This is a genomic window from Pseudomonas sp. B1-22, assembly GCF_050474425.1.
Lineage (GTDB): Bacteria > Pseudomonadota > Gammaproteobacteria > Pseudomonadales > Pseudomonadaceae > Pseudomonas.
Map to the genome: position 1 here is coordinate 1,009,903 of NZ_JBCHVH010000002.1, position 24,881 is coordinate 1,034,783.

Genomic DNA, 24,881 nt, shown 5'->3' on the forward strand with positions numbered 1-24,881 from the left:
GGACGCACGTCCGCCCAGCCCCGCGCTGGATACCCGCTACCACGTGGAGACGCCGGAAGGGATCGACCTCTTGCTACGTCCCGCCGGCGTGATTCCACGGGCGATCGCCTACCTGGTCGACCTGGGCATCCGCGCCCTGCTGATGTTCGCCCTGTTCATGGCGCTGGCCTTCCTCGGCCAGCTCGGCACGGGCCTCGGCCTGCTGCTCACCTTCGTCATGACCTGGTGGTACATGGTGCTGTTCGAAGTGCTCAACCAGGGGCGCTCGCCGGGCAAGCAGATGATGGGGCTGCGCGTGGTTCACGATGACGGCACGCCGATCGGCTGGTCCGCCTCGCTGCTGCGCAACCTGCTGCGTTTCGCCGACATCCTGCCCTTCGGCTACACCCTGGGCCTGCTCAGTTGCCTGTCCAACCCGGCGTTCAAGCGCCTGGGCGACCTGGCCGCCGGCACGCTGGTGATCTACCGCGACCCGCCGCCGGGCCGTCCGCAGCCGCCAGAGGTTGCGCCGGAGCTGGCGCCCTGGCCGCTGAAGCTGGAGGAGCAGCGCGCGATGATGGGCTTCGCCGAGCGCGCCGGACAGCTGTCCGCGGCGCGCCGCGAAGAGCTCGCCGGCATCCTCGCCGAGCCCCTGGGCGTCCCCCCCGAACAGGCGGAAGCGCGCCTCAATGCCATCGCCAGCGGCCTGCTCGGCAGCGGTCGGGTGATGCCATGAAGCAGGCCCTCTTCGAACAGCGCCACCAGGGCGCCTGGAAGCGCTTCGGCAAACGCCTGGAGCAACTGGAAAACGGCAAGCGCCAGGAAGCCTCCGAGCGCCCCGACGAATTCGCCGCGGACTACCGGCGCATCTGCCAGCAACTGGCGCTGGCCCAGGAGCGCGGCTACAGCAGCCACCTGATCGACTACCTGCAGCAGTTGGCCATGCGCGGGCACCAGCAGTTCTACCGGCACCGCAGTCACCTCGGCGCGCGCATCCTCGGCTTCATCACCGCCGGCTTCCCGCGCCTGGTGCGCGAGGAGTGGCGCTTCATCCTGGTCGCCAGCCTGCTGCTGTATGGCAGCGCCCTGCTCATGGGGCTGCTGACCTATCACTTCCCCGACCTCACCTACAGCGTGATGGCGCCCGAGCGCGTCGCCGAGATGGAGACCATGTACTCGCCGGAGGCGCGGCGTCTCGGCCCGATGAGCGAACGGGACACCGGCGACGACTGGAAGATGTTCGCCTTCTACATCATGAACAACATCGGCATCGCCTTTCAGACCTTCGCCAGCGGCCTGCTGTTCTGCCTGGGCAGCCTGTTCTTCCTGCTGTTCAACGGCCTGATGATCGGGGCTGCGGCCGGGCACCTGACCCAGGTCGGCTACATCGAGACCTTCTGGTCCTTCGTCATCGGCCACGGCGCCTTCGAGCTGACCGCCATCACCTTCGCCGGCGCCGCCGGCCTGAAGCTCGGCTGGGCGCTGCTCGCCCCCGGCCGCCTGAGCCGCCTCGATGCGCTGCGCCAGGCCGCTGCCCGCGCCGTGCAGCTGGTCGCCGGGGTGATCCTGTTGCTGCTGATCGCCGCCTTCGTCGAAGGCTACTGGTCATCGGTCACGCAGTTCCCGTCCAGCGTGAAGTACGTCGTCGGCGCCTGCCTGTGGCTGCTGGTCGGCGGCTATTTCCTGTTTGCCGGACGGAGCCGCCATGCGCCTGACTGACGCCAGCGTCGCCATCCGCCCGCGCAGCCCGTGGGAAGCCCTGGACCTGGGGATACTCCTGGCACGCCGCCACGCCGGCCTGCTGATGGCCAGCTGGGCGCTGGTCACCCTGCCGGTGTTCGCGCTGCTCACCCTGTTGCTATGGAACCACTCGGGCTGGGCGATCCTGCTGTTCTGGTGGCTCAAGCCGGCCTTCGAGCGCCTCCCGCTGTATATCCTGTCGCGTGCCCTGTTCGACGACACACCGACGCTCAAGCAGGCCCTGCGGGCCTTCCCCGGCTTGCTCAGGAACCAGCTGCTGCCCAGCCTGCTGTGGCGCCGCGCAAGCCCCACGCGCAGCTTCGACCTGCCGGTGCTGCAGCTCGAAGGGCTCAAGGGCCAGGCCCGCAGCCAGCGCCTGGTGGTCCTCGGCCAGCGCAATGCCGGCGGCGCCACCTGGCTGACGGTGATCGGCATGCACTTCGAATCGGCCCTGTGGCTCGGGCTGACCGTGCTGCTCTACCTGCTCCTGCCGCAGCAGTGGGTCGCGGACTGGAAATGGCAATCGCTGATCAGCCTGGCCGACGGCGAATGGGCCTGGCTGGAGCACCTGAGCAACCTGCTCTATGCGCTGATTCTGGTGGTCTGGGAGCCGGTCTACGTGGCCTGCGGCTTCACCCTCTACCTGAACCGGCGCACCGAACTGGAAGCCTGGGATATCGAGCTGGTGTTGCGCCGCCTGCGCCAACGCCTGATCGGCAGCGCCTACGCCCTGCTGCTGGTGGCCGCCGCCTGCCTGGCGCCGCTGCCCGGCGCCAGCGCCTGGGCCGCCGACCCGCCGGGCCGCAGTTGCCCCTTGCCCGACCAGAACCCCAACGGCCCGCAAGCCCCGCGCCTGCAGAACCAGGTGCTGAACAGCGAGCAGTCGCGCCACGCCGCCGAGGCCATTCTCGCCGCTCCGCCGTTCCGCAACAGCGAGACGGTGACCCGCTGGCGACTGAACGACCCGGCCAAGGACAAGCCGAGCAAGGAGGATGAACAGAGCCTGAAGCGCTTCTTCGAGGCCCTGGGGCACTGGAAGGCGTTCAGGTATGTCGCACAGGTCATCGAAGTGCTGCTGTGGGGCGCGCTGCTCACCGTGGTCGCGCTGCTCGTCTGGCGCTACCGCGAATGGCTGCGCCTGTTCGCCGGCCGCATCGGCCTGCCGCAGCGCCCGCGCCGTGAGGTGCCGAGCGTGCTGTTCGGCCTGGAACTGGCCCCGGAAACCCTGCCCTCGGATGTCGCCAGCGAAGCCGAGCGCCTTTGGGACGAGCAGCCGCGCGCAGCACTGGGCCTGCTCTACCGTGCATTGCTCAGCCGCCTGCTGCATGACTTCCGCGTGCCGCTGCGCGACTCCACCACCGAAGGCGAGGTACTGGCGCGGGTCGAAACCCTCGACAACCCGTCGCTGGACAGCTTCACCCGTACCCTGACCCTGCACTGGCAGGCGCTCGCCTACGGCCATCGCACGCCCCAGGACGGGCTCAAGCATGAGCTGTGCGAGCAATGGCGCAGCCTGTTCGGCAACGAGGTGCGCGCATGAAGCGCCCCGTCGTCCTGCTGATCACCCTGGCCATCCTGCTGGTGCTGGGTGCCGCCGGGTACTACCTCTACACCCACCTCACGCCCTATCCCGAGACCATCGAGCACGGCCCCGCCCCGGAGGCCCGTGCCAATCCCTACCTGGCCGCCGAAGCCTACCTGCGCGGACGCGGCCTGAAGGTCCGCGCAGCGAAGGGGATGGAAGTGCTCGACCAGCTGCCGAGCAACGGCCACACCCTGATCCTGCTCGGCAGCCGCGAGAACCTCACGCCGAAGCAGAGCGAACGCCTGCTCGACTGGACCATGCGTGGCGGCCACCTGGTGGTCACCGCCGAACGCCTGTGGGACGAGCAGGAAGGCAAGAGCGGCGACCTGCTGCTCGATCGCCTGGGTGTGCAGCAGTTCCTCACCGAAGACCTCGACAAGGACAAGGGCGCCGCCCAACCGGAAGACAAGTCCGATGCGGAACCTGCCACACAGGAACAGCCGGCCGGGCAACCCGCCGCTCCCGCTACCGACAACCCCGAAGCAACGGAGTCAGCCGAGGAAGAGGATCCCTATCCGAAGCTGACCAAGCTCTACCTGGAAAACGAAAAGGCGCCGGCCTACATCGACTTCGACACCGAATACCACCTGTTCGACTCGAAGAACCTCGCCTACGCCTGGGCCAACAGCGCCAAAGCCACCCACCTGCTGCAACTGCAACAGGGCCAAGGGCTGGTCACCGTGCTGACCGACAACTGGATCTGGCAGAACACCCAGTTGGGCGACTACGACAACGCCTGGCTGCTCTGGTACCTGACCCAGGACAGCAGCGTGACCCTAGTCTATCGCGCCGACGGCGACAGCCTGTTCTCCCTGCTCGCGCGCTACTTCCCGCAGGCGCTGGTCGCCTGCATCCTGCTGCTGGCGCTCGCCCTGTGGCGCCAGGGGCTGCGCCAGGGCCCGCTGCAACCCAGCCCCGCGCGCGGACGCCGGCAACTGGAGGAACACCTGCGCGCCGGCGCCGACTTCATCCTCCGCCAGCGCGGGCAGATCGCCCTGCTGCAGGGGCTGCAACGCGACATCCTGCGCCGCGCGCGGCAGCGCCAGCCGGGCTTCGAGCGCTTGCCCGTCGCCGAACAGTGGCAGACCCTGGGCCGCATGACGCGGCTGCCGGTCAGCGCCATCAGCCAGGCCATGCGCCCCTATCCGCAGCAGCGCATGGCCATCGCCGAATTCACCCGTCAGGTCGCCCACCTGCAGAGCCTCAGGAATTCCCTATGAGCGAACAAATTCCAGAACAAGCCAGCCCGTCATCCAACCCCGCGGCCCAGCGCCAGCGCGCCAGCCAGTTGGCCCAGGCGCTGCGCCATGAACTGCAGAAGGCGCTGATCGGCCAGCAGGGCGTGATCGACGATGTGCTGACCGCGCTGCTCGCCGGCGGCCACGTGCTCATCGAAGGCGTCCCCGGCCTGGGCAAGACCCTGCTGGTGCGCGCCCTCGCCCGCTGCTTCGACGGCGGTTTCGCGCGCATCCAGTTCACCCCCGACCTGATGCCCAGCGACGTCACCGGCCACGCGGTCTACGACCTCGCCACCGAGCAGTTCAAGCTGCGCAAGGGTCCGGTGTTCACCCACCTGCTGCTGGCCGACGAGATCAACCGCGCCCCGGCCAAAACCCAGGCGGCGCTGCTGGAAGTCATGCAGGAGCGCCAGGTCACCCTCGAAGGCCGCGCCCTGCCGGTGCCGCAGCCGTTCATGGTGCTGGCCACGCAGAACCCCATCGAGCAGGAAGGCACCTACCCGCTGCCCGAGGCGGAGCTGGACCGTTTCATGCTCAAGCTGCGCATCGATTATCCACAGGAAGCCGAGGAGCAGACCCTGGTGCGCCAGGTGACCCGCTCGGCGCGCAGCGACATGCTCGACGTCGCGCCGATCCGTCCTCTGCTCAAGGAAAAGGACGTCCTGGCCCTGCAGAAGATCGCCTCCGATCTGCCCATTGATGACCAGGTGCTCGACTACGCCGTGCGCGTTGCCCGCACCACCCGTAACTGGCCGGGTCTGGCCCTGGGCGCCGGGCCGCGCGCGTCCATCGCGCTGGTGCGTTGTGCACGGGCGCGGGCGCTGCTGCGCGGTGGCGACTTCGTGCTGCCGGACGACGTCAAGGGCAGCGCCCTGGCAGTGCTGCGTCACCGCGTGCGGCTGTCGCCGGAGCTGGACATCGAGGGCCTGTCGGTGGACCAGGTGCTGCAACAGCTGCTCGACCAGGTACCGGCACCGCGCCTATGAAGCCATCGCGCGCCCTTCTCGCGCTGCTCGGCGTGCTGCTGGCCGTGGCCATCGCCCTGGGCACCGCCACGGCCCTGGACGCCTCGGCGCCGCTGCTCGGCCGCCTATGGTGGGGTGCCCTGTGCGCCCTGGCCGTGCTCGCCCTGGTCGATGCCCTGTGGCTGCGCCGTCTGCCGTCGCCGCGCCTGGAACGGCAACTGAGCGGCAACCTGCCGCTGGGCCGCTGGAGCGAGGTGCGCCTGCACCTGCACCATCGCTACGGGCAGGCACAGCGCGTGACCCTGTTCGATCACCTGCCCGGCGCCATGGACTTCGAGTACCTGCCGCAGGTGGTCGAGCTGCGCCCGGGCGAGCAGACCGAACTGGGCTATCGCGTGCGTCCCCTGTCGCGCGGACACTTCGTCTTCCCGCGCTGCGAGATCGAACTGTCCAGCCCGCTGCGCCTGTGGAAGGGCCGGCGCTACCTGGAAGAGCGCAGCGAAACCCGTGTCTACCCCGACTTCGCGCGCATCTACGGCGCCGAACTGATGGCCGTGGACCACTGGCTGAACCGCATCGGCGTGCGCGCCGGACAGCGCCGTGGCCTGGGGCTGGAATTCCACCAGCTGCGCGAATTCCGCGACGGCGACACCCTGCGGCAGATCGACTGGAAAGCCACCGCGCGCAAGCGCACGCCGATTGCCCGCGAGTATCAGGACGAGCGCGACCAGCAGATCCTCTTCCTGCTCGACTGTGGCCGACGCATGCGCAGCCACGACGGCGACCTGTCGCACTTCGACCATGCCCTGAATTCCAGCCTGCTGCTGGCCTACGTCGCGCTGCGCCAGGGCGATGCCGTGGGCCTGATGACCTTTGCCGGCGACCAGCCGCGCCACCTGCCACCGGGCAAGGGCAGCGCGCAGCTGAGCGTGCTGCTCAACGGCGTCTACGACCTCGACAGCAGCCAGCGCGCGGCGGACTACACCGCGGCGGTGCAGGCCGTGCTCACCCGCCAGCGCCGCCGCGCCCTGGTGGTGATCATCACCAACCTGCGCGACGAGGACGACGAGGACCTGGTGGCCGCCGTGAAGCGCCTGGGCCGGCAACACCGGGTGCTGGTGGCCAGCCTGCGCGAGGAGGTGCTCGACCGCCTGCGGCAGGCGCCCGTGGAAGGCTACGAAGAAGCGCTGGCCTACTGTGGCACCGTGGAATACCTGAATGCCCGTGCCGGGCTGCACGAGAAGCTGATCGCCCATGGCGTGCCGGTGCTGGACGCACGTCCCAGCCAGCTTGGGCCGGAGCTGGTCAGTCGCTATCTGGGGTGGAAGAAGGCAGGGGCGCTGTAGCATTTCGGCCTCCGGAGAAGTGCTCCGGCGTGTGCGGAAATTTTTCTGGAGGTCTTCAAGAGCATCGCGGGCATGGCCCGCTCCTACAAGAGACGCACCGAGCGCACCTGTAGGAGCGGGCCATGCCCGCGATAAGCATTACAGGCCACGCTGAAATAACAGTGGAAGGCAATTCGCGAGCAAGCTCGCTCCTACAAGGCGGCTGTCGCGCAATCGGAGATAAAAGGAACGTAGGGCGTACAACCGTTCGCGGTTGTACGCCGATACGCCGAGCTCAGCCGCCGACGACAGGGCCAAGCTCGGAGCGCATGGGGATCGAGGTCACACCTTGTTCTGACGGCGGGAATGTCCCGGCGTCCTGCCTTCCGCCACCGCCAGATCGGTTCAGCGCGTCCTGCGCCTCAGACCGACTCCACCTGACGGCGAAAACTGAAATAACGGCGTAGTGCATCGACCAGCTCGACATACTCCATCGGCGGCGCCACCAGGCTGAAGCCGGAGTCGTAGTTGCCCGGATTGACGTCCTCGCGGCACCACTGGCAGGTGGCGGAAAACTCGATCAGCTGCAGCTTGCCGTCGTGGCCGGGGATTTTCAGGCGCATGTCGAAACGGCCGCCCACCAGCATCGGCAGCTGGCTGATCAGCAACATCCCGTCCAGCGAGACGTTGCCCAGGTAGCCCATGGGTTTGTCGGTGATGCTGTTGAACACCTTCAGGTAGTAGGGCAGCTGATGGCGCTCGATGTGTCGTGAATGGCGCATAATGGCGTTTCGCTATGAAATATCGTCCAGTATGGCAATGCCGCCCGTTCGGGGCCAGTCCTAACGACAACCTTCCGCCAGGCGCGCTTCGAGCTCGCGACGGGCGGCGTCGATCTGTGCATCGCTGTAGTAGGTGCGTTTACCGTCGCTTTCCTGCGTGAAGTAGCGACCGCCCAGACTGAGGTTGTCCAGGCCCTGCTGCCACTGCGCGCACTGGGCGCTCAGCTTGGCCTGCTGTTCGGTCGCCTTGGCTTGTGCGGCGGCCTGCTCGTCACGACGGGCATCGTAGAAGCGGGTGGCGCGCTCCTCCCGCTCGCGGGTCGCCGCGTCACGCTCGACGACCTGGGGCTTCACTTCGATGCGCTGAGCCCCCGGCGGTGGGGTTTCGCTGAAATGCACCTTGCCCTGCGCGTCGGTCCAGCGATAGATGTCGGCGTTAGCCAACAGGGGAAAACACCAGACGCAGAGCCACAGCGCACGCATTCCAGCCTCCTCCGTGAAGTCACTCCATGAGATTAGTCAGCGATCGGGGGCGCTCAAGTTCGCCACCGACCGGCGGTCAGGGCGTGACCGGATAACTGCGCGCGGTATCGCCGGGAAGACGGCCATTCAGGCGCAGCGTCTCCAGCCGGGCCTTGGCGCGGTAAGCATACTCGCTGGTCGGATAGCGGGCGATGATGAACTGGTAGGTCTGTGCGGCGTCGACGAAGAACTTCTGCCGCTCCAGGCATTGCCCCCGCAGCATGGAGATTTCCGGCTGCAGCCAGGGCCGCGCGCGGCTGTTGCGCTCGGTTTCCGAGAGTTCGAGCATGACCCGCTCGCAATCGCCGCTCTTGTACGAGCGATAGGCGTTGTTCAGGTGGTAATTCATCGACCAGCTGGTGCATCCGGTAACACTCAGGAGCAGCAGCAGGGTGGCCAGGGTTCGCATGGGCATATCCTCCGTTGGGAAGTGTATCGGCCTGTCTTGGCCGTACTGAAGCCCACCACTAGACTGGCGCGGATCACGCCCTGGCGCCAAGGAGATGCCATGCGCTCAGCTTTCGCCCTGCCCTTTGCCATGCTCCTGCCCCTGCTGGCCGCCTGCGCCCCCACCACGCCGCTGTTCGTCGCACAGGTCACCACAGGTGAAGTCGCCGAATACAAGCAGCTGAAGAACAAGCGCATGACCGCCGCGGTGGAAGAGGAAGGCGACCTGCTGACCTACAGCGCCCAGGCCATCCGCGACGGCAAGAGCGCCGAAGCGGAGCAGCTCTACCTGACCGGCTACGACAACACCCGCTACGGCCCGGAAGTGCGCGCCATCGCGCTGTACCAGATCGGCCTGATCTACATGAGCCGCTTCAACGACCAGCGTGACGACGCCAAGGCGCTGCAGTACTTCCAGCGCATCGACCGCGAATTCCCCGGCACCCAGGCCGCCGCCCACGCCGATGCGCGCATCCTGATGATCCGCCAGCGCGCCAAGGACCCGGTGCAGAAGAATGCCCGCGAGTTGCTGGCGGACTGGAAGCCGCAATACAACCTCGACCTGAACAAGCCCAGCCTCGACCCGGACATGACCCTGCTGTCGCGCCGCGCGGTGCTCAAGGACCGCGTCGACGAAGCCGCGCAGCTCTATCTGCTGGGCGCCAATGACCCGGCCATTCCGGCGGACATCCGCGAAAAGGCGCTCTACCAGCTCGGCCTGATGTACATGGCGCCGGACAACCCCCACGCCAACCGCGACCAGGCCATCGCCTACCTGCGTCGGCAACTGGCCGAGTACCCCAACGGCGACCTCGCCGGCAAGGCAGCGAACCATCTCGACCGGGCACTGAACAGCCAGCGCAACTGAGTGTTTCCGGGCCCCGTGTGCGCGGCGGTGACGATGCTCACGTCCGCGCCACGGCCGTCATCGGCAATCCCTCCCTCGCTGACCCAGATCAAGCGCTACGCGCTAGGCTTGGTCTGCAATGGTCGCAGCCCGCGCGAGGAAGCCGACATGAAACTCCAGCACCTGCTCGTCGTCATCGACCCCACCCGCGAAGACCAGCCCGCGCTCACCCGCGCCCAGTGGATCGCCGAACGCAGCGGCGCCCGCCTGGAACTGCTGGCCTGCGAGTTCAACCCGGCCCTGGACAACAGCCTGCTGCTGGACCAGGCCGACCTCGAACGGGGCCGGCAGAGCCTGCTCGACCTGCGCCTGGCGCGGCTTGAGCAACTCGCCGCGCCCCTGCGCCAGGCCGGCATCGAGGTGAAGTGCCAGGCGCTCTGGGGCAAACCCTTGCACCGGCAGATCGTCCTGTACTGCGAGCAGAGCCAGCCCGACCTGGTGCTCAAGTCCGCGCACCACCACAGCCTGCTCAAGCGCCTGGTGCTGACCAATCACGACTGGCAGCTGATCCGCCACTGTCCGCAGCCCTTGTGGCTGGTGCAGCACGGCCAGTGGCGCGGCGAACGCCTGTGCGCGGCGCTCGACCCGCTGCACGCCAGCGATAAACCGGCGGCGCTTGAGCATCGCCTGATCGGCGTGGCCCGCGAGTTCGAGCAGCGCCTGAATCTGCAGGCGCACTACCTGCACGCCTATGTCGCCGTCCCGCAGACCCTGGCCTTCAATGCCGAGCTGCTGGCCAACTATGACGACTACGTGCGGCGCACCGAGGCGCACCACCGCGACGCCTTCGATGCCCTGCTGACGCAATACCCGGCCATCGACCGTACCCGCAGCCATCTGGGCCAGGGCTTTGCCGAAGAGGTGATCCCCGCCTACGTGCGCGACAACGGCATCGACCTGCTGCTGATGGGCGCGGTCGCCCGAGGGCAGTTCGATAACGCGCTGATCGGCCAGACCGCCGAACGGGTGCTCGAAGAAGTGGAATGCGATTTGCTGGTGATCAGACCTGTCAGCTGAAACCCTGTCATCTGAAACAGAGTAAGATGGCGTCCTGGCAGCCCAGAGAACCGCCGCAGGTTCTCCGGGCCGCCTGACCGCTGCTTGCTTTCCCCTAGGAGTCCCGCATGTCCCTTCGCCGCACCAAGATCGTCGCCACCCTCGGCCCAGCCAGTAACTCCCCCGAAGTCCTGGAACAGCTGATCCTCGCTGGGATCGACGTCGCCCGCCTGAACTTCTCCCACGGAACTCCCGACGAACACCGCGCCCGCGCCAAGCTGGTCCGCGACATCGCCGCCAAGCATGGCCGCTTCGTGGCGCTGCTGGGTGACCTGCAGGGTCCGAAGATCCGCATCGCCAAGTTCGCCAACAAGCGCATCGAACTGGCGGTCGGCGACACCTTCCGTTTCTCCACCAGCCACCCGCGCACCGAAGGCAACCAGCAAGTGGTCGGCATCGACTATCCGGACCTGGTGAAGGACTGCGGCGTGGGCGACGAGCTGCTGCTGGACGATGGCCGCGTGGTCATGGCGGTGAAGGAAGTGAAGGCTGACGAACTGGTCTGCGAAGTGCTGATCGGTGGCCCGCTGTCCGACCACAAGGGTATCAACCGCCGTGGCGGCGGTCTCACCGCGCCGGCCCTGACCGAGAAGGACAAGGCCGACATCAAACTGGCCGCGAGCATGGACCTGGACTACGTTGCCGTGTCCTTCCCGCGTGACGCCAAGGACATGGAATACGCCCGCAGTCTGCTCACCGAAGCCGGCGGCACCGCCTGGCTGGTGGCGAAGATCGAACGCGCCGAAGCCGTGGCCGACGACGAAGCCCTGGACGGCCTGATCCGTGCCAGCGACGCCGTGATGGTGGCCCGTGGCGACCTCGGCGTGGAAATCGGCGATGCCGAGCTGGTGGGCATCCAGAAGAAGATCATTCTGCACGCGCGCCGCTACAACAAGGCCGTGATCACCGCGACCCAGATGATGGAGTCGATGATCCACAACCCGATGCCGACCCGCGCGGAAGTTTCCGACGTGGCCAACGCCGTGCTCGACTACACCGACGCCGTGATGCTCTCGGCCGAATCCGCCGCCGGCGAATATCCGGTGGAAGCGGTCAAGGCCATGGCGCGCATCTGCGCCGGCGCCGAGAAGCACCCGACCACCAAGAAGTCCAGCCACCGTATCGGCCAGACCTTCGAGCGCTGCGACGAGAGCATCGCCCTGGCGGCCATGTACACCGCCAACCACTTCCCCGGCATCAAGGCGATCATCTGCCTGACCGAAAGCGGCTATACCCCGCTGATCATGTCGCGCATCCGTTCCTCGGTACCGATCTTCGCCTACTCCCCGCACCGCGAAACCCAGGCCCGCGTGGCGCTGTTCCGCGGCGTGGAAACCATCCCCTTCGACCCGGCCGCCCTGCCGCCGGAGCGTGTCAGCCAGGAAGCCGTCGACGCGCTGCTGCAGCGCGGCGTGGTGACCAAGGGTGACTGGGTGATCCTGACCAAGGGCGACAGCTACACCACCCAGGGCGGCACCAACACCATGAAGGTGCTGCACGTGGGCGACCTGCTGGTCTGATCCTGTTGTGCCACTGAAAAGGCCGCCCTCGGGCGGCCTTTTCATTTGGGGTTGCTCAAAGGGCAACCAATGCGCTGAAAGCCAGGCGCCGTGCGGGCTCGGCACCTTGGCCCCAAGCTTATCCACAGCACCTTCCACACCTTATGTGGGCAACCTGCCAGGCGTCGCTCAAATACCGCTCAATCCCCTGCAGGCCGCGTCTTCCGTGGGCTAGCCGGGTCGTCCCAGAGCTTATCCACAGCGCACTCCACAGATTGTGTGGGCAACCATTACCCGCGATGCGGACCTATCGCGGACAGAGTCCGCTCCTACGCCACCGGGTGACACCGGCATTCCACTGTAGGAGCGGGCCATGCCCGCGATCGCGCGCAGGGCCCGCTCCTACAAGGGGTACGGCGTCAACAGGTGCCTCACAGGAACTTCGAGAAATCCGGCTGGCGGCGCTGGGTGAAGGCGCTCAGCGCCTCCTGGGCCTCCGGCGAGTGCAGGCGCTCGACGAAGAGCTGCCCTTCCTCCGCCACCACCTGGCGCAGTTGCTCGATGTAGGGCGCCTTGAGCAGACGCTTGCTCAACGCCACCGCCGCTGGCGGCAGTTGCTGCAGCGCCTGGCAGACCTCGTGGGCGCGCTCGATGGCGGCGGCCCCATCGGCCAGCGCTTCATTGGCGATGCCGTACGCCACCGCCTGCTCGCCGGTGAATCCCTCACCGCGCATCAGCAGGCTGGCAGCCTTGACCGGGCCGACCAGGCGCGGCACCAGGAAGCTGGAGCCGAACTCCGGGCACAGGCCGAGGTTGACGAAAGGCATCTTGAACTTGGTGCCCTGGGCAACGAAAACCTGGTCGCAGTGCAGCAGCAGGGTGGTGCCGATGCCCACGGCGGGGCCGGCCACTGCCGCGACTACCGGCTTGGTGAAGTCCATCAGCGCGCGCATGAAGCGGAACACCGGGCTGTCCGGGCCGCTGGGCGGCTGCTGGAGGAAATCGACGATGTCATTGCCACTGGTGAAGCACTCGGCGCCGCCAGTGATCATCACCACACGCACGGAGCGGTCCGTCTGCGCCGCCTCCAGCGCGTCGGCCAGGGCGGAATACATGGTGCGGGTCAGCGCGTTCATCTTGTCCGGACGGTTCAGGCGCAGGATCAGCAGGCCCTGTTCGCGTTCGACGAGAATCTGTTCGCTCATGGCAAATCCTTCTTCTTGGAATTCTGTTGGGTGGAGCCGCGCGCCGGCTCAGGCGTGGGGCAGGAACAGGTCGGCGAGCGTCTGGCCGCGCGGTACGCCACAGAGATAGAGGCGGCGGGCGAAGGCATCGACGCTGTCGGGGTGGCCGCAGAGTAAGGCGAGGGTCCGTCGCGAAACAAGCCGGAGTTGTGCCATAACGGCGGCCGACTCGGCCGTGGTCATCAGCGTCACCTCCAGTTCCGGGTGCGCGGCGGCAAGCGCCCGCAGCGGTCCGGCGAGGTAGTGGCCGGCAGCGTCATGGGCCTGGTGAATGACCCGGATGGGGCCGGCATGATGCTGGCGCAACGCCTCGCGCAGCACGCCCCAGAGTGGCGCCAGGCCGGTTCCCGACGCCATCAGCAACAACGGCCGCTCATGCCATTCGGGGTCATAGTGCAAGGCGCCGCCGCGCAGCTCGCCCAGGCGGACGCTGTCACCCGGCTTCAGCTGGCGGGCGAAGTCGCTGAAGGCACCGGGCAGGCGGCAATCGATGTGGAACTCCAGCCAGGGATCGACACCCGGCACGCTCGCCAGCGAGTACGGCCGCGCCACGCCCTCGGCGCTCCAGAGGATCAGGTGCTGCCCGGCGCGGTAGCGCAGCGGGCGTTGCGGGATGAGGCGCAAACGCAGCACGTCCGGCGCCGGCCAGTCCAGTTCGGCGACGCTGGCGGGTAGCCCATCGCGCTGCGGATCGAAGACTTCCACGGCGAGGTCTTCAACGACCCGGCACTGGCAGGACAAGCGCCAGCCCTCCTCGCGCCGCGCGGTGTCTAGCGCATCGGGCTGCGCATCGAGCACCTCGCCGCGGGTGCAGCGCACCAGACAGGCATGGCAGCTGCCGGCACGGCAGCTGTAGGGCACGGCGACGCCGGCCCCGTGCAGGGCATCGAGCAGGTTGACTCCGGGGCTTACCGAAAAGCGTTGCGATCCGGCCTGTATCTCAGGCACGCGTCCACTCCCATGCGGCATCGCAGCGGTTACGTCCGCTGCGTTTCGCACGGTAGAGCGCCTGGTCGGCCCGTTGCAAGGCCTCGTCGAGATCGTCGGTCGGCTCCAGCAGGGTCATCCCCGCCGAGAGGCTCAGCACTTCGATATTCACCCCTATCGGCTCGGCGGCGGCATAGGCCGTGCGCAGCCGTTCGCAGCAGGTGGCCAGGCGGTCGGCGTCGGCATTGGGCAGCAGCAGGACGAACTCCTCGCCGCCGTAGCGCGCCAGGATGTCGCCCTCGCGCAGGCACGCACGCGCCACCGCGGCGAAGGTCTGCAGCACGCGGTCGCCAGCGGCGTGGCCGTGGATATCGTTGATGCGCTTGAAGTGGTCCAGGTCGATCAGCGCCAGACCGTGACGCTGGCTCAGCTGCATCTCGTCCAGCGCGCGGCCGGCCAGGCGCAGGAAGTGACGGCGGTTGTACAGGCCGGTCAGCTCGTCGGTGGCCACCAGGTCCTCCAGCTGGCGCATCATCCCGCGCAGCGTGTCCTGGTGCGCCTGCAGCGCGTAACGGCGTTGGCGCATGCGCTGGCGCAAGGCCTGGACATAGCCGGCGAACAGACTGAGCCAGACCAGCACGATGAACAGCACCAGCAGTTGCAGAATCGCCTGGGCGGGCACTTCGAGGCGCTGCTGGAAGGCCTCCCACAGGTTAAGGCCGGCGAAGGCGATGAACGCCAGCGCCGCGCAGCGGGCGAAAACCCTGGGCTGCAACTGGAACACGCCGAACAGCAGGATCAGCACGTAGAACACCATCAGGGTGCCCCGCGCGGTATCGACGTTGGCCAGGAACAGGGTGTGCCAGAGGAGCGCGACCAGCACCTGCGGCTCGGTCATGCTGGGGTCGGAGAAGCGTTGGTTGCGCCCGGTGAGGAACAACCAGAAGAAGACAAGCTGGCTCGCCACCACCAATACGGTGCAACCAAGTGCGAAGGCAACGGTGCCGCGAAAGAAATCGCCGAACACCGCCATCCATAGCAACAGTTGCGCCAGCGCATAGGTGCCGACGGCCATGCCGAATCGCCTGATGAGTAGTTTTTGTAAGGCGCGCTGTTTCAGCAGTGTGCTCATGGGGCTCCATCCCGTAATGGCACGTGGCCTTCAATCTACTATCAAAGCGCCCGGATGCCTAGCCGACCGGAATGTGGGCGCCCGTGTGGCTTTTTAAAAACAGCGGCGGCCCCCTGTGACCAATGTCGGATCACCGGCGGGTGCGCGGCAAGCGGCCGCAGCGGTATACTACGGCGCCTTTTTTCGCCGGAACCGTGCCGGCGAACTCCCGACGTAACAGGCCTTGCGCCTGTAATACCTGCCTGAAGAGGACCGTGCTCCATGGCCGTGATCAAGCAAGACGACCTGATCCAGAGCGTCGCCGATGCCCTGCAGTTCATCTCCTACTACCACCCGGTTGATTTCATCCAGGCCATGCATGAGGCCTACCTGCGCGAAGAATCGCCGGCCGCCCGGGACTCGATGGCGCAGATCCTGATCAACTCGCGCATGTGCGCCACCGGCCATCGCCCGATCTGCCAGGACACCGGCATCGTCACCGTCTTCGTTCGCGTGGGCATGGACGTGAGCTGGGCCGGCGCCACCATGAGCGTCGACGACATGATCAACGAAGGCGTGCGTCGCGCCTACAACCTGCCGGAAAACGTCCTGCGCGCCTCCATCCTGGCCGACCCGGCCGGTGCGCGTAAGAACACCAAGGACAACACCCCGGCAGTGATCCACTACTCCATCGTCCCGGGCAACACCGTGGAAGTGGACGTCGCGGCCAAGGGCGGCGGCTCCGAGAACAAGTCGAAGATGGCCATGCTCAACCCGTCCGACTCCATCGTCGACTGGGTGCTGAAGACCGTTCCGACCATGGGCGCCGGCTGGTGCCCGCCGGGCATGCTCGGCATCGGCATCGGCGGTACCGCCGAGAAGGCCGCGGTGATGGCGAAGGAAGTCCTGATGGACCCGATCGACATCCACGAACTGAAGGCCCGCGGCCCGCAGAACCGCATCGAGGAGCTGCGCCTGGAGCTGTTCGAGAAGGTCAACCAGCTGGGCATCGGCGCCCAGGGCCTGGGCGGCCTGACCACCGTGCTCGACGTGAAGATCATGGACTACCCGACCCACGCAGCGTCCCTGCCGGTCTGCATGATCCCCAACTGCGCCGCCACCCGCCACGCGCACTTCGTGCTCGACGGCTCGGGCCCGGCCGAACTGGAAGCGCCGTCCCTGGACGCCTACCCGGAAATCGTCTGGGAAGCCGGCCCGTCCGCGCGCCGCGTCGACCTGGACAAGATCACCCCGGAAGAAGTGCAGAGCTGGAAACCGGGCGAGACCATCCTGCTCAACGGCAAGATGCTCACCGGCCGCGACGCCGCGCACAAGCGCATGGTCGACATGCTGAACAAGGGCGAAGAGCTGCCGGTGGACCTGAAAGGCCGCTTCATCTACTACGTCGGCCCGGTCGATCCGGTCGGTGACGAAGTGGTTGGCCCGGCAGGCCCGACCACCGCGACCCGCATGGACAAGTTCACCCGCCAGATCCTCGAGCAGACCGGTCTGCTGGGCATGATCGGCAAGTCCGAGCGCGGCCCCATCGCCATCGAAGCGATCAAGGACAACAAGGCCGTCTACCTGATGGCCGTAGGCGGCGCCGCCTACCTGGTCGCCCAGGCGATCAAGAAGTCCAAGGTCCTGGCCTTCGCCGAACTGGGCATGGAAGCAATCTACGAGTTCGAAGTGAAGGACATGCCGGTGACCGTTGCGGTCGACACCAAGGGCGAGTCGGTGCACATCACCGGCCCGGCCATCTGGCAGAAGAAGATCGCCGAGAACCTGGCGGTGGAAGTGAAGTAATCCTTCACCTTCTCCCTATGAAAAAGCCCGGCCAAGTGCCGGGCTTTTTCATGCATGGGATGTTTGTGGCTTCGGCGCACCGGCCGGGCAATCGCGGATAAATCCGCTCCTACAAGAACCGGTAGCTACGGTGCATCACCGTAGGAGCGGACTTCGTCCGCGAATCCCGCAGAATCGTGCCGATTTCGCGGACAAGATCCGCTCCTGCAAGAGCCTGCGACGGCGGTGTTCTCCTGTAGGAGCGGACTTCGTCCGCGAAAGACGGGCATGGCCCGCACAATCGATCACGCGCTGCGCGGCACCCGGTTCAACTCCACAACGTTATCGCGGCGCTGGGCCAGGAATCGCGTGCAACTCACCCGCAGGAAGGAAGCGAAGTTCACCACCTCCCCGCGATAGTCCATCACCTCGTCATAGAGCTTGGCGATCAACTGGTTGGTAGTCATGCCGTCCACCTCGGCAATCTCCCGCAGGATGTCCCAGAACTGGTTCTCCAGGCGCAGCGTGGTGACCACGCCACGGATGCGCAGCGAGCGAGAGCGCGACTCATAGAGGATCGGGTCGGCCTTTACATAGAGTTCGCACATGGACGGCTTCTCCAGCTTCGATGATGGGCCAGTCTACAGGCTGATCTTCGTGCCCAGCACGTCGAGGAACTTCGCCAACCATGCCGGATGCGCCGGCCAGGCCGGGGCGGTGACCAGGTTGCCATCGACGTGGGCGGCGTCCACCGGAATGTCCACATACTCGCCACCGGCCAGGGTCACTTCCGGACCGCAGGCCGGGTAGGCGCTGCACGCGCGCCCCTTGAGCACGCCGGCAGCGGCCAGCAACTGGGCACCATGGCAGACGGCGGCGATGGGCTTCTTCGCGGCGTCGAAGGCTTTCACCAGTTCGATGACTTTCGCGTTCAGGCGCAGGTATTCCGGGGCGCGGCCACCGGGGATCAGCAACGCGTCGTAGTCCTCGGCGCGCACATCGGCGAAGGTGGCGTTCAGCGCGAAGTTGTGGCCTGGCTTCTCGCTGTAGGTCTGGTCGCCTTCGAAATCGTGGATCGCGGTGCGGATGCTCTGGCCGGCCTTCTTGTCCGGGCAGACGGCATGGACGATGTGCCCGACCATCAGCAGTGCCTGGAACGGCACCATGGTTTCGTAGTCTTCGGCGTAGTCGCCGACCAGCATCAGGATCTTCTTCGCGGCCATCTGGGCATCCTCCCGGCAGGGCCCGGCCTTGGTGGCCGGGCATGCGGGAGAGCTTAGTCAGTCGAGCAGACAGCGGGTAATACGCCGCTACTACACCGCTGCGCTCCCAGATCACCGCCGACCGCCAGGTACAGCGAATTGAATGCATTCAGCGTAGCCAGCCGACTGTCCACTTCCTGAAGCTGTCCGTCGAAGAGTTTCTCCTCCGAAGTCGTGACGTCCAGATAGGTCGAGTACCCACCTTCATACAACCGGCGAGCTTGACTGGCATAGGTCTGCAACGCACTCACCTGCCGCTCGACGGCCGCATGCTGCGCAGCCGATTCGCGGGTGTCGACCAGAGCGTTGTTCACATCCTTCAGTGCCGACTGGACGGCTCCCTGGTAGGCCAGGACCGATTGCTGGTACTGGGACTTCGCTTCGAGCACCTGCCCGGATATCGCTCCGGCATCGAAGACGGTCTGGTTCAGGCCCAGGGCCAGGTTCCAGATCTTCGAAGCACTCTCGAACAATTGTCCGCTCTCGCCACGGCTGAAGCCGATCATCCCGGAAAGGTTCAGGTCCGGCAGGTACAACGCCTGTGTCGCACCGACCATCGCATTGCTGGCCACCACCGCCTGCTCTGCCTGCAACAGGTCCGGCCGTCTCGATAGCAGGCTGGCCGGCAGTACATCCGGCAGCTTCGGTGGACGCAACGAAGACAGGCGTTCGCCACGGACGATGGGACCCGGTACACGACCGAGCAGCACCGACAGCGAGTTCTCCGCCGCAGCGATCCTGGCCTTCAAAGGCGGTATCGAGGCCTGGGTCGCCCAGTAATCGTTCTGCGCCTGGCTGAGCTCCATCTGCCTCACCACACCACGGTCATAACGCTTCTGGAAGATATCCAGCGCATCCTTGCGCGCCTGTGCTGTCTGCTCCGCGATGACGAGTTGCTCATCCAGCGCGAGCAGGTTGAGATAGCCTTCGCTGATCGAGCTGGCGAGGCTGAGCGCCACACCACGCTGTGCGTACTGGGCTCCCAGCAATTGCGCGCTGGCCGCCTCGCTCTGCCGGCGCAGACGGCCCCAGAGATCGATCTCCCAGCTGGCACTCAGGCCGCTCTGATATTGATTGGCGACACCATCGAAGCCCGAGAGGGGCGTATCGACAAATTGATCGCTCCGCCCACGCTGGGCATTTAGCCCCAGGCCGAGCTGCGGGAACAGCCCCGCGCGGACAGTGCGCAATTGTCCACGGAACTGTTCGATGCGCGCGGTGGCCCGCTGCAGATCAAGGTTATTGCGCAGGCCTTCGCTGACCAGCGAGGTCAAGGTCGGCGAGCCGAACTGCCCCCACCAGGGGCCGGCGACCCCGGCAGTGGTATCCGTCAGGTGAGCCCGGAACGAGGATGGCACGGTGATGTCCGGCCGTTGATAGTCCGGACCGATCATGCAGCCCGAGACGCAGGCCAACGCCAGCGTCAGCAAGAGTTTCCGGGCGTCCATCAGTGGGCCTCCGTGGCAGAGCCGCTATCGTTGGCGCTCGCGACGACAGGCGCTGGCGCGACTCCCTTGTTCTTCTTGCGCCGTTCGCCAGCGCGCTCGACCAGGTAGGAGAACAACGGTACGAACAGCAGCGCCAGACTGGTGGCGGCGAGCATGCCACCGATGATGCCGGTGCCGATGGAGTGGCGAGAGTTGGCCCCGGCGCCCGTGGCGATGGCCAGCGGCACGGCGCCGAAGATGAAGGCCAGCGAAGTCATGATGATCGGACGCAGACGCAGCTCGGCGGCCTTGAGCACCGCGTCCAGCGGGGAAAGCCCCGCCTGGCGCTGGAGGATGACGAACTCGACGATCAGGATCGCGTTCTTCGCCGCCAGCCCCACCAGGGTGACCAGGCCGATCTGGAAGTACACGTCGTTGGGAATGCCGCGCGCCCAGATCGCCACCAGCGCACCGAAGATGCCGAACGGCACCGCGCTGAGCACAGTCAGCGGCAGCGACCAGGACTCGTACTGTGCCGCCAGGATCAGGAACACCATGATGATGCCGAAGATGAACACCAGCACTGTGGTATTGCCCGACTTGTTCTCCTCGAAGGCTTCGCCGCTCCACGCGTAGCTGTAGCCTGCGGGAAGCTCCTGGGTGGCAAGCTGCTGCATCGCCGCGATGGAGTCACCGGAACTGTAGCCCGCGCCCGCGTTACCGGTGATCTTGGCCGCCGGGAAGTTGTTGAAGCGCGTCACCAGGCTCGGGCCGGACGTGAACTCGGTCTTCACCAGGGCGGACAGCGGGATCATCTTGTCGTTCTTCTGCTTGACGTAGAGATAGCCCAGGTCCGTCGGCGAGCCGCGGTATTGCGGCGCACCCTGCAGGATCACCTGCCATACCCGGCTGCCCAGCACGTACTGGCTGACGTAGGAAGAGCCGAACTGGGTTTGCAGCGCCCCATAGACATCGGCCATGGGTACGCCCAGCGTCTCGGCCTTCGAGTTGTCCACGGCGATGCGCATCTGCCGGGTGGACGCCTGGAAGGTACTGATCAGACCGGACAGTTCAGGGCGCTTGGCGCTGGCGCCAATGATCTTCCAGGTTGCATTCTGCAGCTCCTTGGCATCGCCGTCGCCACGGTTCTCCACCCAGAACTCGAAGCCGCCCTGGGTGCCCAGACCGGGGATCGACGGCGGGTTGATCGGGATGATCCGCGCCTGGGGAATGCTCGCGAGCTTGGGATACAGTGCCTGTATCACGCCATCGGCGGAGAGCGCGAAGCCCTTGCGCTGCTCGGACGGCTTCAGGTTGATGAACACCGTGCCCATGTTGGTCTGGTTCTGTCCGTCGATGAAGCTGTAGCCGGACACCGCGGAAGCGTCCTGCACGGCAGGATGCTGACGGAACAAGGTGGCGACCTGCTCGGTGGTGGCCTCGGTCCGGTCGAGGCTTGCCGAGTCGGGCATCATCACGGCCACCAGCAGGTAGCCCTGGTCTTCCTCCGGCACGAAACTGGTGGGGATGCGCGAGAACAGCACGTAGATGCACAGCAGCATGCCGGCGAACAGCGCCAGCGCCACCAGCATCCGCCGCACCACCACGGAGACCAGGCTGACGTAGCCATGGGTCAGCTTGTCGAAGGCCGTGTTGAACCATTGGAAGCCTTTCCAGCGGGCGTGCTGCCCAGGCTTGAGAATCAGCGAGGCCAGGGCCGGCGACAGGCTCAGGGCCACGAAGCCGGAGATGACCACCGAGCAGGCGATGGTCAGGGCGAACTGCCGATACAGCAGCCCCGTAGTCCCGCTGACGAACGCCACGGGAATGAACACTGCGCACAGCACCAGCACGATGGCGACGACCGGCCCGGTCACTTCCTCCATCGCCTTGATCGTCGCATCGCGGGCACTGAGCTTGAACTCCTCCATGTTCCGCTCGACGTTCTCCACCACCACGATGGCATCGTCCACCACGATGCCGATCGCCAGCACCAGGGCGAACAGCGTCAGCAGGTTGATGGAGAACCCCAGCGCCAGCAGGGTGCCAAAGGTGCCCACTACCGCCACCACCACCGCGGCGACCGGGATCAGGGTACTGCGCACGCTCTGCAGGAAGACGAACACCACCAGCACCACCAGCGCGATGGCGATAAGCAGCGTTACCTCCACCTCGTGGATGGAGGAGCGTACGAATTCCGTGGTATCCAGCGAGACGACATAGTCGATGCCATGGGGGAAAGTCCTGGACATATCCGACAGGGCCGCGCGGACGTTCTTCGAGACCTCCAGCGCGTTGGACCCGGCCTGCTGGTAGACGGCGATCAGAGTGGCGGTCTTGCCGTTGATAGCCGAGCGCATGGTGTACTGATTGAGTCCGATCTCCGCGCTGGCCACGTCGCCCAGGCGCACGATAGCGGTCCCGTTGGAGTCGGCGCGCAAGATGATGTCCTCGAACTCCTTGGCGGTCTTCATGCGCCCCGGCGTCACCAGGGGATAGGTGAGCTCCATCTGTCCCTGGGAGGGGGCCTGGCCAATGTTGCCGGCGCCGAACTGCTGGTTCTGCTGGCTGACGGCGTTCTGCACGTCGTTCGCGGTGATACCCAGTTCGGCCATCCGGTCAGGCTTGAGCCAGATACGCAGGGCAAGGTCGGCGTCACCCATGATCTGTGCCTGGTTCGCTCCCTGGATGCGCTTGATCGTGTCCAGCACGTACAGGTTGGCGTAGTTGCCGACGTACTGCTGGTCGAAGCTGTCGTCAGGGGAGTAGATCGCCAGCAGCATGAGGAAACTGGAGGAGCGCTTCTGCACGTTGACGCCGTTCGCCTGGACGGACTGCGGCAGTTGCGCCAGCGCCTGGCTGACGCGGTTCTGCACCTGGACCTGGGCGATGTCCGGGTCGGTACCGATATCGAAGTACACGTTGAGGGTCATCTGCCCGGTGGGCGAACTGACCGACTGCATGTACAACATGTTGTCCACGCCGTTGACCTGCGTCTCGATAGGTGCGGCGACGGTGGAAGCGATGGTCTGCGAGTCGGCGCCCGGATAGGTCGCCGTCACGGTAATCTGGATGGGGGTGATGTCCGGATACTGCGCCACCGGCAGGGCGAAGATCGACACGCCGCCCGCGATGATGATGATCAGCGACAGCACCATCGCGAAGATCGGTCGGTCGATACAGAAGCGCGAAAGCATGGCGGGCTCCTCACTCAGGCTTCGCGGCGGGGCCGCCGAAGCTGCCGGCAGGCGCCGCGCCGGTCACTTTCAGTGGTGCGCCGGGCATGAGTTTCCCCGCGCCGTCGACCACCACCTGCTCCCCGCCCTTGAGGCCGTCTTCGACCCGCCAGAAGGCACCGGACGGCTCGGCCACCTGCACCGGGCGAACCTCGGCCTTGCCATCGGTGCCGGCGATATAGACGAAATCGCCTTTCGGCCCATGCATGACCGCCCGCTGCGGCACCTGGATGGCATTGGGGTAGCTCGCGCCCTTGAGCGTGACGCGCACGAACTGCCCCGGATGCAGGTCGCCCTTGGGGTTGGCAAAATCGGCACGCACCATGAAGGTGCCGGTCTGCTGGCTGAACGAGGTCGAGGTGAAGGTCACCACGCCGGTATGCGGATAGCTGGAGCCATCGGCCATCAGCAGATCGGCCTCCATGCGCCCGTCGGCGGGCATGACCAGGCGGCCGCGGTCGACCAGGTTGCGCATGGCGAGGAACTGCTCCTCGCTCACGCTCAGGACCACCCGCATGGGATCCAGGGTCGACACCGTGGTCAGCAGGCTGTTGCTGGTATTGACGTAGGTACCGTCGTTTACCTTCGCGTAGTCGCTGACACCCTCTACCGGCGAACGGATATAGGTGTAGGAGAGGTTCAGCTCCTGGGTCCTGACCTGGGCCAGCGCCGCCTGCATGGAGGCCTCCGCGGCCTTGGCGCTGCCAATGGCGTCGTCACGGTCCTTCGGGCTCAGGGCTTTCTCCGCTGCCAGCGGCAGGACGCGATCCAGATTGGCCTTGGCCCGCTCGTAGCGTGCCTTCTGCGCCTCGTACTCGGCCTTGGCCGAGGCGAGATCAGCCAGGAATGGCGCGTGATCGATCTCGAACAGCAACTGGCCGGTCTTCACCATGCTCCCCTCGACGTAGTTGCGCTTGAGGAGGAAGCCATTCACTCGCGCACGAATGTCCACGGCCTGGGGGCTTTGCGTCTGGCCGACGAAGGTGATGCTCGCCGGCAAGCTCTCGGGCTTCGTCGTCACGGTAGTGACGTCTATCGGAGCGGCGCCTGCAGGGGCCTTTCCATCCGGTCCGCAGGCCGCGAGGCAAACAGCGGCGAATAACACTGCGCAATGGCAGCCGAGATCAGTCAAACGCATGGTGAATTCCATTGGTCATCGCCGGGCGGCGATAAAAAAGCGAGGGAGGGAGCTCCTGTGCTCTCTCAGGAGCTCCGGGGTTGAATCAATTGGTGGACTTGGCCGGCGCTGCTGCCTGTGCGACCGGATGGGCGGTGACGATCTGCAAGGTGTCCTCATAGGTCACGTTGAGCATCTGGCCGATCTTCAACTCGCCCAGTTTGCTGCGCAGCTTCGGATCGTCGACGGAAACGACCTTGGTGGTGCCGTCCGGACCTTCGAAGCTGAGCTCATGCTTCTTGACGTTGATCCCGACGATCTTCAGTTGCACACGCGCCATGCGGAAAGCATCACCGCCCGGATGCGGATTGCTCGGGGTAGCCAGTGCGGCACCATCGGCCTCGATACCGCCCGGGGCTTGGCTCTGTACCTTGGTGTCGAAGTCGAAGGCGGCGGAGTGGATGACCAGTGCCGCGATGTAGTCACCTGCTTTCAGATGGCCCAGGTCCTGAGCGGCATCAGTGACCTGCACGGTGACCGGCTTGCCTGCCACGTCTTCGACCACGATGCGGCGATCCTTGGCATCGACGGAAACGACCTTGGTCACGACCTCGTCGGCCTCGACGGCAGTACCCAGCGGGATATCCGCAGCCATCGCCGGGGCCGCAATCGCGAATGCCAGGGCACTGATCAGCGGCAGGGACTTGAGGATATGCATGGTTGAACC

General features: G+C 66.1%; 22 protein-coding genes. 10 read left to right on the forward strand and 12 right to left on the reverse strand.

Features of this window, described 5'->3' with window-relative positions:
• The first annotated feature begins 25 nt into the window (after window positions 1-25).
• From ACQ5BL_RS11500 to ACQ5BL_RS11525, 6 genes are read left to right on the forward strand one after another with little or no spacing between them, the layout of a single operon-like run.
• The gene (locus ACQ5BL_RS11500; protein WP_279577287.1) at window positions 26-715 is read left to right on the forward strand and encodes an RDD family protein; all 690 of its coding nucleotides are present in this window, start codon (window positions 26-28) and stop codon (window positions 713-715) included.
• Window positions 712-1,698: a stage II sporulation protein M gene (locus ACQ5BL_RS11505; protein WP_243806489.1), complete on the forward strand. Its 987-nt coding sequence runs from the start codon at window positions 712-714 to the stop codon at window positions 1,696-1,698. Before ACQ5BL_RS11500 ends, ACQ5BL_RS11505 begins: the two co-directional genes overlap by 4 nt.
• Window positions 1,685-3,259, forward strand: a complete 1,575-nt coding sequence (locus ACQ5BL_RS11510) for a DUF4129 domain-containing protein (RefSeq protein WP_243806490.1) — start codon at window positions 1,685-1,687, stop codon at window positions 3,257-3,259. The genes ACQ5BL_RS11505 and ACQ5BL_RS11510 overlap by 14 nt, the downstream gene beginning before the upstream one ends.
• Entirely contained in the window at window positions 3,256-4,524 is a 1,269-nt protein-coding gene (locus ACQ5BL_RS11515; protein ID WP_243806491.1) for a DUF4350 domain-containing protein, read from the forward strand. Before ACQ5BL_RS11510 ends, ACQ5BL_RS11515 begins: the two co-directional genes overlap by 4 nt.
• Entirely contained in the window at window positions 4,521-5,528 is a 1,008-nt protein-coding gene (locus ACQ5BL_RS11520) for an AAA family ATPase (RefSeq protein ID WP_243806492.1), read from the forward strand. Before ACQ5BL_RS11515 ends, ACQ5BL_RS11520 begins: the two co-directional genes overlap by 4 nt.
• On the forward strand, window positions 5,525-6,853 hold the full coding sequence (locus tag ACQ5BL_RS11525; protein WP_243806493.1) for a DUF58 domain-containing protein: 1,329 nt from the start codon (window positions 5,525-5,527) through the stop codon (window positions 6,851-6,853). The genes ACQ5BL_RS11520 and ACQ5BL_RS11525 overlap by 4 nt, the downstream gene beginning before the upstream one ends.
• Window positions 6,854-7,254: 401 nt before the next feature.
• Here the strand turns inward: ACQ5BL_RS11525 and ACQ5BL_RS11530 are convergent, their stop codons facing one another.
• The 3 genes from ACQ5BL_RS11530 to ACQ5BL_RS11540 all read right to left on the reverse strand — a co-directional run bounded on the left by ACQ5BL_RS11530 (window position 7,255) and on the right by ACQ5BL_RS11540 (window position 8,545).
• Window positions 7,255-7,614, reverse strand: a complete 360-nt coding sequence (locus tag ACQ5BL_RS11530) for a PilZ domain-containing protein (protein WP_243806494.1) — start codon at window positions 7,612-7,614, stop codon at window positions 7,255-7,257.
• A 60-nt stretch (window positions 7,615-7,674) separates the two neighbouring features.
• On the reverse strand, window positions 7,675-8,097 hold the full coding sequence (locus ACQ5BL_RS11535) for a DUF4124 domain-containing protein (protein ID WP_243806495.1): 423 nt from the start codon (window positions 8,095-8,097) through the stop codon (window positions 7,675-7,677).
• A gap of 76 nt (window positions 8,098-8,173) precedes the next feature.
• Window positions 8,174-8,545: a tetratricopeptide repeat protein gene (locus ACQ5BL_RS11540; protein ID WP_207886020.1), complete on the reverse strand. Its 372-nt coding sequence runs from the start codon at window positions 8,543-8,545 to the stop codon at window positions 8,174-8,176.
• 99 nt (window positions 8,546-8,644) lie between these two features.
• Here ACQ5BL_RS11540 and ACQ5BL_RS11545 point away from each other — a divergent pair, with 99 nt between their 5' ends.
• The 3 genes from ACQ5BL_RS11545 to pyk all read left to right on the forward strand — a co-directional run bounded on the left by ACQ5BL_RS11545 (window position 8,645) and on the right by pyk (window position 12,066).
• A complete protein-coding gene (locus ACQ5BL_RS11545) occupies window positions 8,645-9,451 on the forward strand; it encodes a tetratricopeptide repeat protein (RefSeq protein WP_207886021.1) in 807 nt (268 codons plus the stop codon).
• A gap of 147 nt (window positions 9,452-9,598) precedes the next feature.
• Window positions 9,599-10,507, forward strand: a complete 909-nt coding sequence (locus ACQ5BL_RS11550; protein ID WP_243806496.1) for a universal stress protein — start codon at window positions 9,599-9,601, stop codon at window positions 10,505-10,507.
• A gap of 107 nt (window positions 10,508-10,614) precedes the next feature.
• Window positions 10,615-12,066, forward strand: a complete 1,452-nt coding sequence (pyk, locus tag ACQ5BL_RS11555) for a pyruvate kinase (RefSeq protein ID WP_207886023.1) — start codon at window positions 10,615-10,617, stop codon at window positions 12,064-12,066.
• A gap of 410 nt (window positions 12,067-12,476) precedes the next feature.
• On the opposite strand, the gene ACQ5BL_RS11560 is transcribed toward pyk, so the two are convergent.
• From ACQ5BL_RS11560 to ACQ5BL_RS11570, 3 genes are read right to left on the reverse strand one after another with little or no spacing between them, the layout of a single operon-like run.
• On the reverse strand, window positions 12,477-13,250 hold the full coding sequence (locus ACQ5BL_RS11560) for an enoyl-CoA hydratase-related protein (protein WP_243806497.1): 774 nt from the start codon (window positions 13,248-13,250) through the stop codon (window positions 12,477-12,479).
• Window positions 13,251-13,298: 48 nt separating this feature from the next.
• Window positions 13,299-14,237 carry an iron-sulfur-binding ferredoxin reductase gene (locus ACQ5BL_RS11565; RefSeq protein ID WP_243806499.1) on the reverse strand — a complete coding sequence of 313 codons (939 nt, stop codon included), beginning with the start codon at window positions 14,235-14,237 and terminating at the stop codon, window positions 13,299-13,301.
• A complete protein-coding gene (locus ACQ5BL_RS11570) occupies window positions 14,230-15,348 on the reverse strand; it encodes a GGDEF domain-containing protein (RefSeq protein WP_243806501.1) in 1,119 nt (372 codons plus the stop codon). The genes ACQ5BL_RS11565 and ACQ5BL_RS11570 overlap by 8 nt, the downstream gene beginning before the upstream one ends.
• Before the next feature lie 261 nt (window positions 15,349-15,609).
• Here ACQ5BL_RS11570 and ACQ5BL_RS11575 point away from each other — a divergent pair, with 261 nt between their 5' ends.
• Window positions 15,610-17,133 (forward strand): fumarate hydratase, encoded by a 1,524-nt coding sequence (locus ACQ5BL_RS11575; RefSeq protein ID WP_243806503.1) that lies wholly within the window; start codon window positions 15,610-15,612, stop codon window positions 17,131-17,133.
• Window positions 17,134-17,417: 284 nt separating this feature from the next.
• On the opposite strand, the gene ACQ5BL_RS11580 is transcribed toward ACQ5BL_RS11575, so the two are convergent.
• The 6 genes from ACQ5BL_RS11580 to ACQ5BL_RS11605 all read right to left on the reverse strand — a co-directional run bounded on the left by ACQ5BL_RS11580 (window position 17,418) and on the right by ACQ5BL_RS11605 (window position 24,872).
• The gene (locus ACQ5BL_RS11580) at window positions 17,418-17,720 is read right to left on the reverse strand and encodes a ribbon-helix-helix domain-containing protein (RefSeq protein ID WP_017519692.1); all 303 of its coding nucleotides are present in this window, start codon (window positions 17,718-17,720) and stop codon (window positions 17,418-17,420) included.
• Window positions 17,721-17,753: 33 nt separating this feature from the next.
• Window positions 17,754-18,335: a DJ-1/PfpI family protein gene (locus ACQ5BL_RS11585; RefSeq protein ID WP_243806505.1), complete on the reverse strand. Its 582-nt coding sequence runs from the start codon at window positions 18,333-18,335 to the stop codon at window positions 17,754-17,756.
• A 53-nt stretch (window positions 18,336-18,388) separates the two neighbouring features.
• Window positions 18,389-19,822, reverse strand: coding sequence for an efflux transporter outer membrane subunit (locus ACQ5BL_RS11590; RefSeq protein ID WP_243806506.1), 1,434 nt, complete (start codon window positions 19,820-19,822; stop codon window positions 18,389-18,391).
• On the reverse strand, window positions 19,822-22,998 hold the full coding sequence (locus ACQ5BL_RS11595; protein ID WP_243806508.1) for an efflux RND transporter permease subunit: 3,177 nt from the start codon (window positions 22,996-22,998) through the stop codon (window positions 19,822-19,824). The genes ACQ5BL_RS11590 and ACQ5BL_RS11595 overlap by 1 nt, the downstream gene beginning before the upstream one ends.
• Before the next feature lie 10 nt (window positions 22,999-23,008).
• Window positions 23,009-24,058 (reverse strand): efflux RND transporter periplasmic adaptor subunit, encoded by a 1,050-nt coding sequence (locus tag ACQ5BL_RS11600; RefSeq protein ID WP_243806510.1) that lies wholly within the window; start codon window positions 24,056-24,058, stop codon window positions 23,009-23,011.
• 202 nt (window positions 24,059-24,260) lie between these two features.
• Window positions 24,261-24,872: a hypothetical protein gene (locus tag ACQ5BL_RS11605; protein ID WP_430293126.1), complete on the reverse strand. Its 612-nt coding sequence runs from the start codon at window positions 24,870-24,872 to the stop codon at window positions 24,261-24,263.
• Window positions 24,873-24,881 lie beyond the last annotated feature (9 nt).

Excerpts from the sequence above, each read along its gene's own strand:
- ACQ5BL_RS11505 (WP_243806489.1), top strand. The coding sequence starts at position 712 with ATGAAGCAGGCCCTCTTCGAACAGCGCCACCAGGGCGCCTGGAAGCGC.
- ACQ5BL_RS11510 (WP_243806490.1), top strand. The coding sequence starts at position 1,685 with ATGCGCCTGACTGACGCCAGCGTCGCCATCCGCCCGCGCAGCCCGTGG.
- ACQ5BL_RS11515 (WP_243806491.1), top strand. The coding sequence starts at position 3,256 with ATGAAGCGCCCCGTCGTCCTGCTGATCACCCTGGCCATCCTGCTGGTG.
- ACQ5BL_RS11520 (WP_243806492.1), top strand. The coding sequence starts at position 4,521 with ATGAGCGAACAAATTCCAGAACAAGCCAGCCCGTCATCCAACCCCGCG.
- ACQ5BL_RS11525 (WP_243806493.1), top strand. The coding sequence starts at position 5,525 with ATGAAGCCATCGCGCGCCCTTCTCGCGCTGCTCGGCGTGCTGCTGGCC.
- ACQ5BL_RS11530 (WP_243806494.1), bottom strand. The coding sequence starts at position 7,614 with ATGCGCCATTCACGACACATCGAGCGCCATCAGCTGCCCTACTACCTG.
- ACQ5BL_RS11535 (WP_243806495.1), bottom strand. The coding sequence starts at position 8,097 with ATGCGTGCGCTGTGGCTCTGCGTCTGGTGTTTTCCCCTGTTGGCTAAC.
- ACQ5BL_RS11540 (WP_207886020.1), bottom strand. The coding sequence starts at position 8,545 with ATGCGAACCCTGGCCACCCTGCTGCTGCTCCTGAGTGTTACCGGATGC.
- ACQ5BL_RS11545 (WP_207886021.1), top strand. The coding sequence starts at position 8,645 with ATGCGCTCAGCTTTCGCCCTGCCCTTTGCCATGCTCCTGCCCCTGCTG.
- ACQ5BL_RS11550 (WP_243806496.1), top strand. The coding sequence starts at position 9,599 with ATGAAACTCCAGCACCTGCTCGTCGTCATCGACCCCACCCGCGAAGAC.
- pyk (WP_207886023.1), top strand. The coding sequence starts at position 10,615 with ATGTCCCTTCGCCGCACCAAGATCGTCGCCACCCTCGGCCCAGCCAGT.
- ACQ5BL_RS11560 (WP_243806497.1), bottom strand. The coding sequence starts at position 13,250 with ATGAGCGAACAGATTCTCGTCGAACGCGAACAGGGCCTGCTGATCCTG.
- ACQ5BL_RS11570 (WP_243806501.1), bottom strand. The coding sequence starts at position 15,348 with ATGAGCACACTGCTGAAACAGCGCGCCTTACAAAAACTACTCATCAGG.
- ACQ5BL_RS11575 (WP_243806503.1), top strand. The coding sequence starts at position 15,610 with ATGGCCGTGATCAAGCAAGACGACCTGATCCAGAGCGTCGCCGATGCC.
- ACQ5BL_RS11580 (WP_017519692.1), bottom strand. The coding sequence starts at position 17,720 with ATGTGCGAACTCTATGTAAAGGCCGACCCGATCCTCTATGAGTCGCGC.
- ACQ5BL_RS11585 (WP_243806505.1), bottom strand. The coding sequence starts at position 18,335 with ATGGCCGCGAAGAAGATCCTGATGCTGGTCGGCGACTACGCCGAAGAC.
- ACQ5BL_RS11590 (WP_243806506.1), bottom strand. The coding sequence starts at position 19,822 with ATGGACGCCCGGAAACTCTTGCTGACGCTGGCGTTGGCCTGCGTCTCG.
- ACQ5BL_RS11595 (WP_243806508.1), bottom strand. The coding sequence starts at position 22,998 with ATGCTTTCGCGCTTCTGTATCGACCGACCGATCTTCGCGATGGTGCTG.
- ACQ5BL_RS11605 (WP_430293126.1), bottom strand. The coding sequence starts at position 24,872 with ATGCATATCCTCAAGTCCCTGCCGCTGATCAGTGCCCTGGCATTCGCG.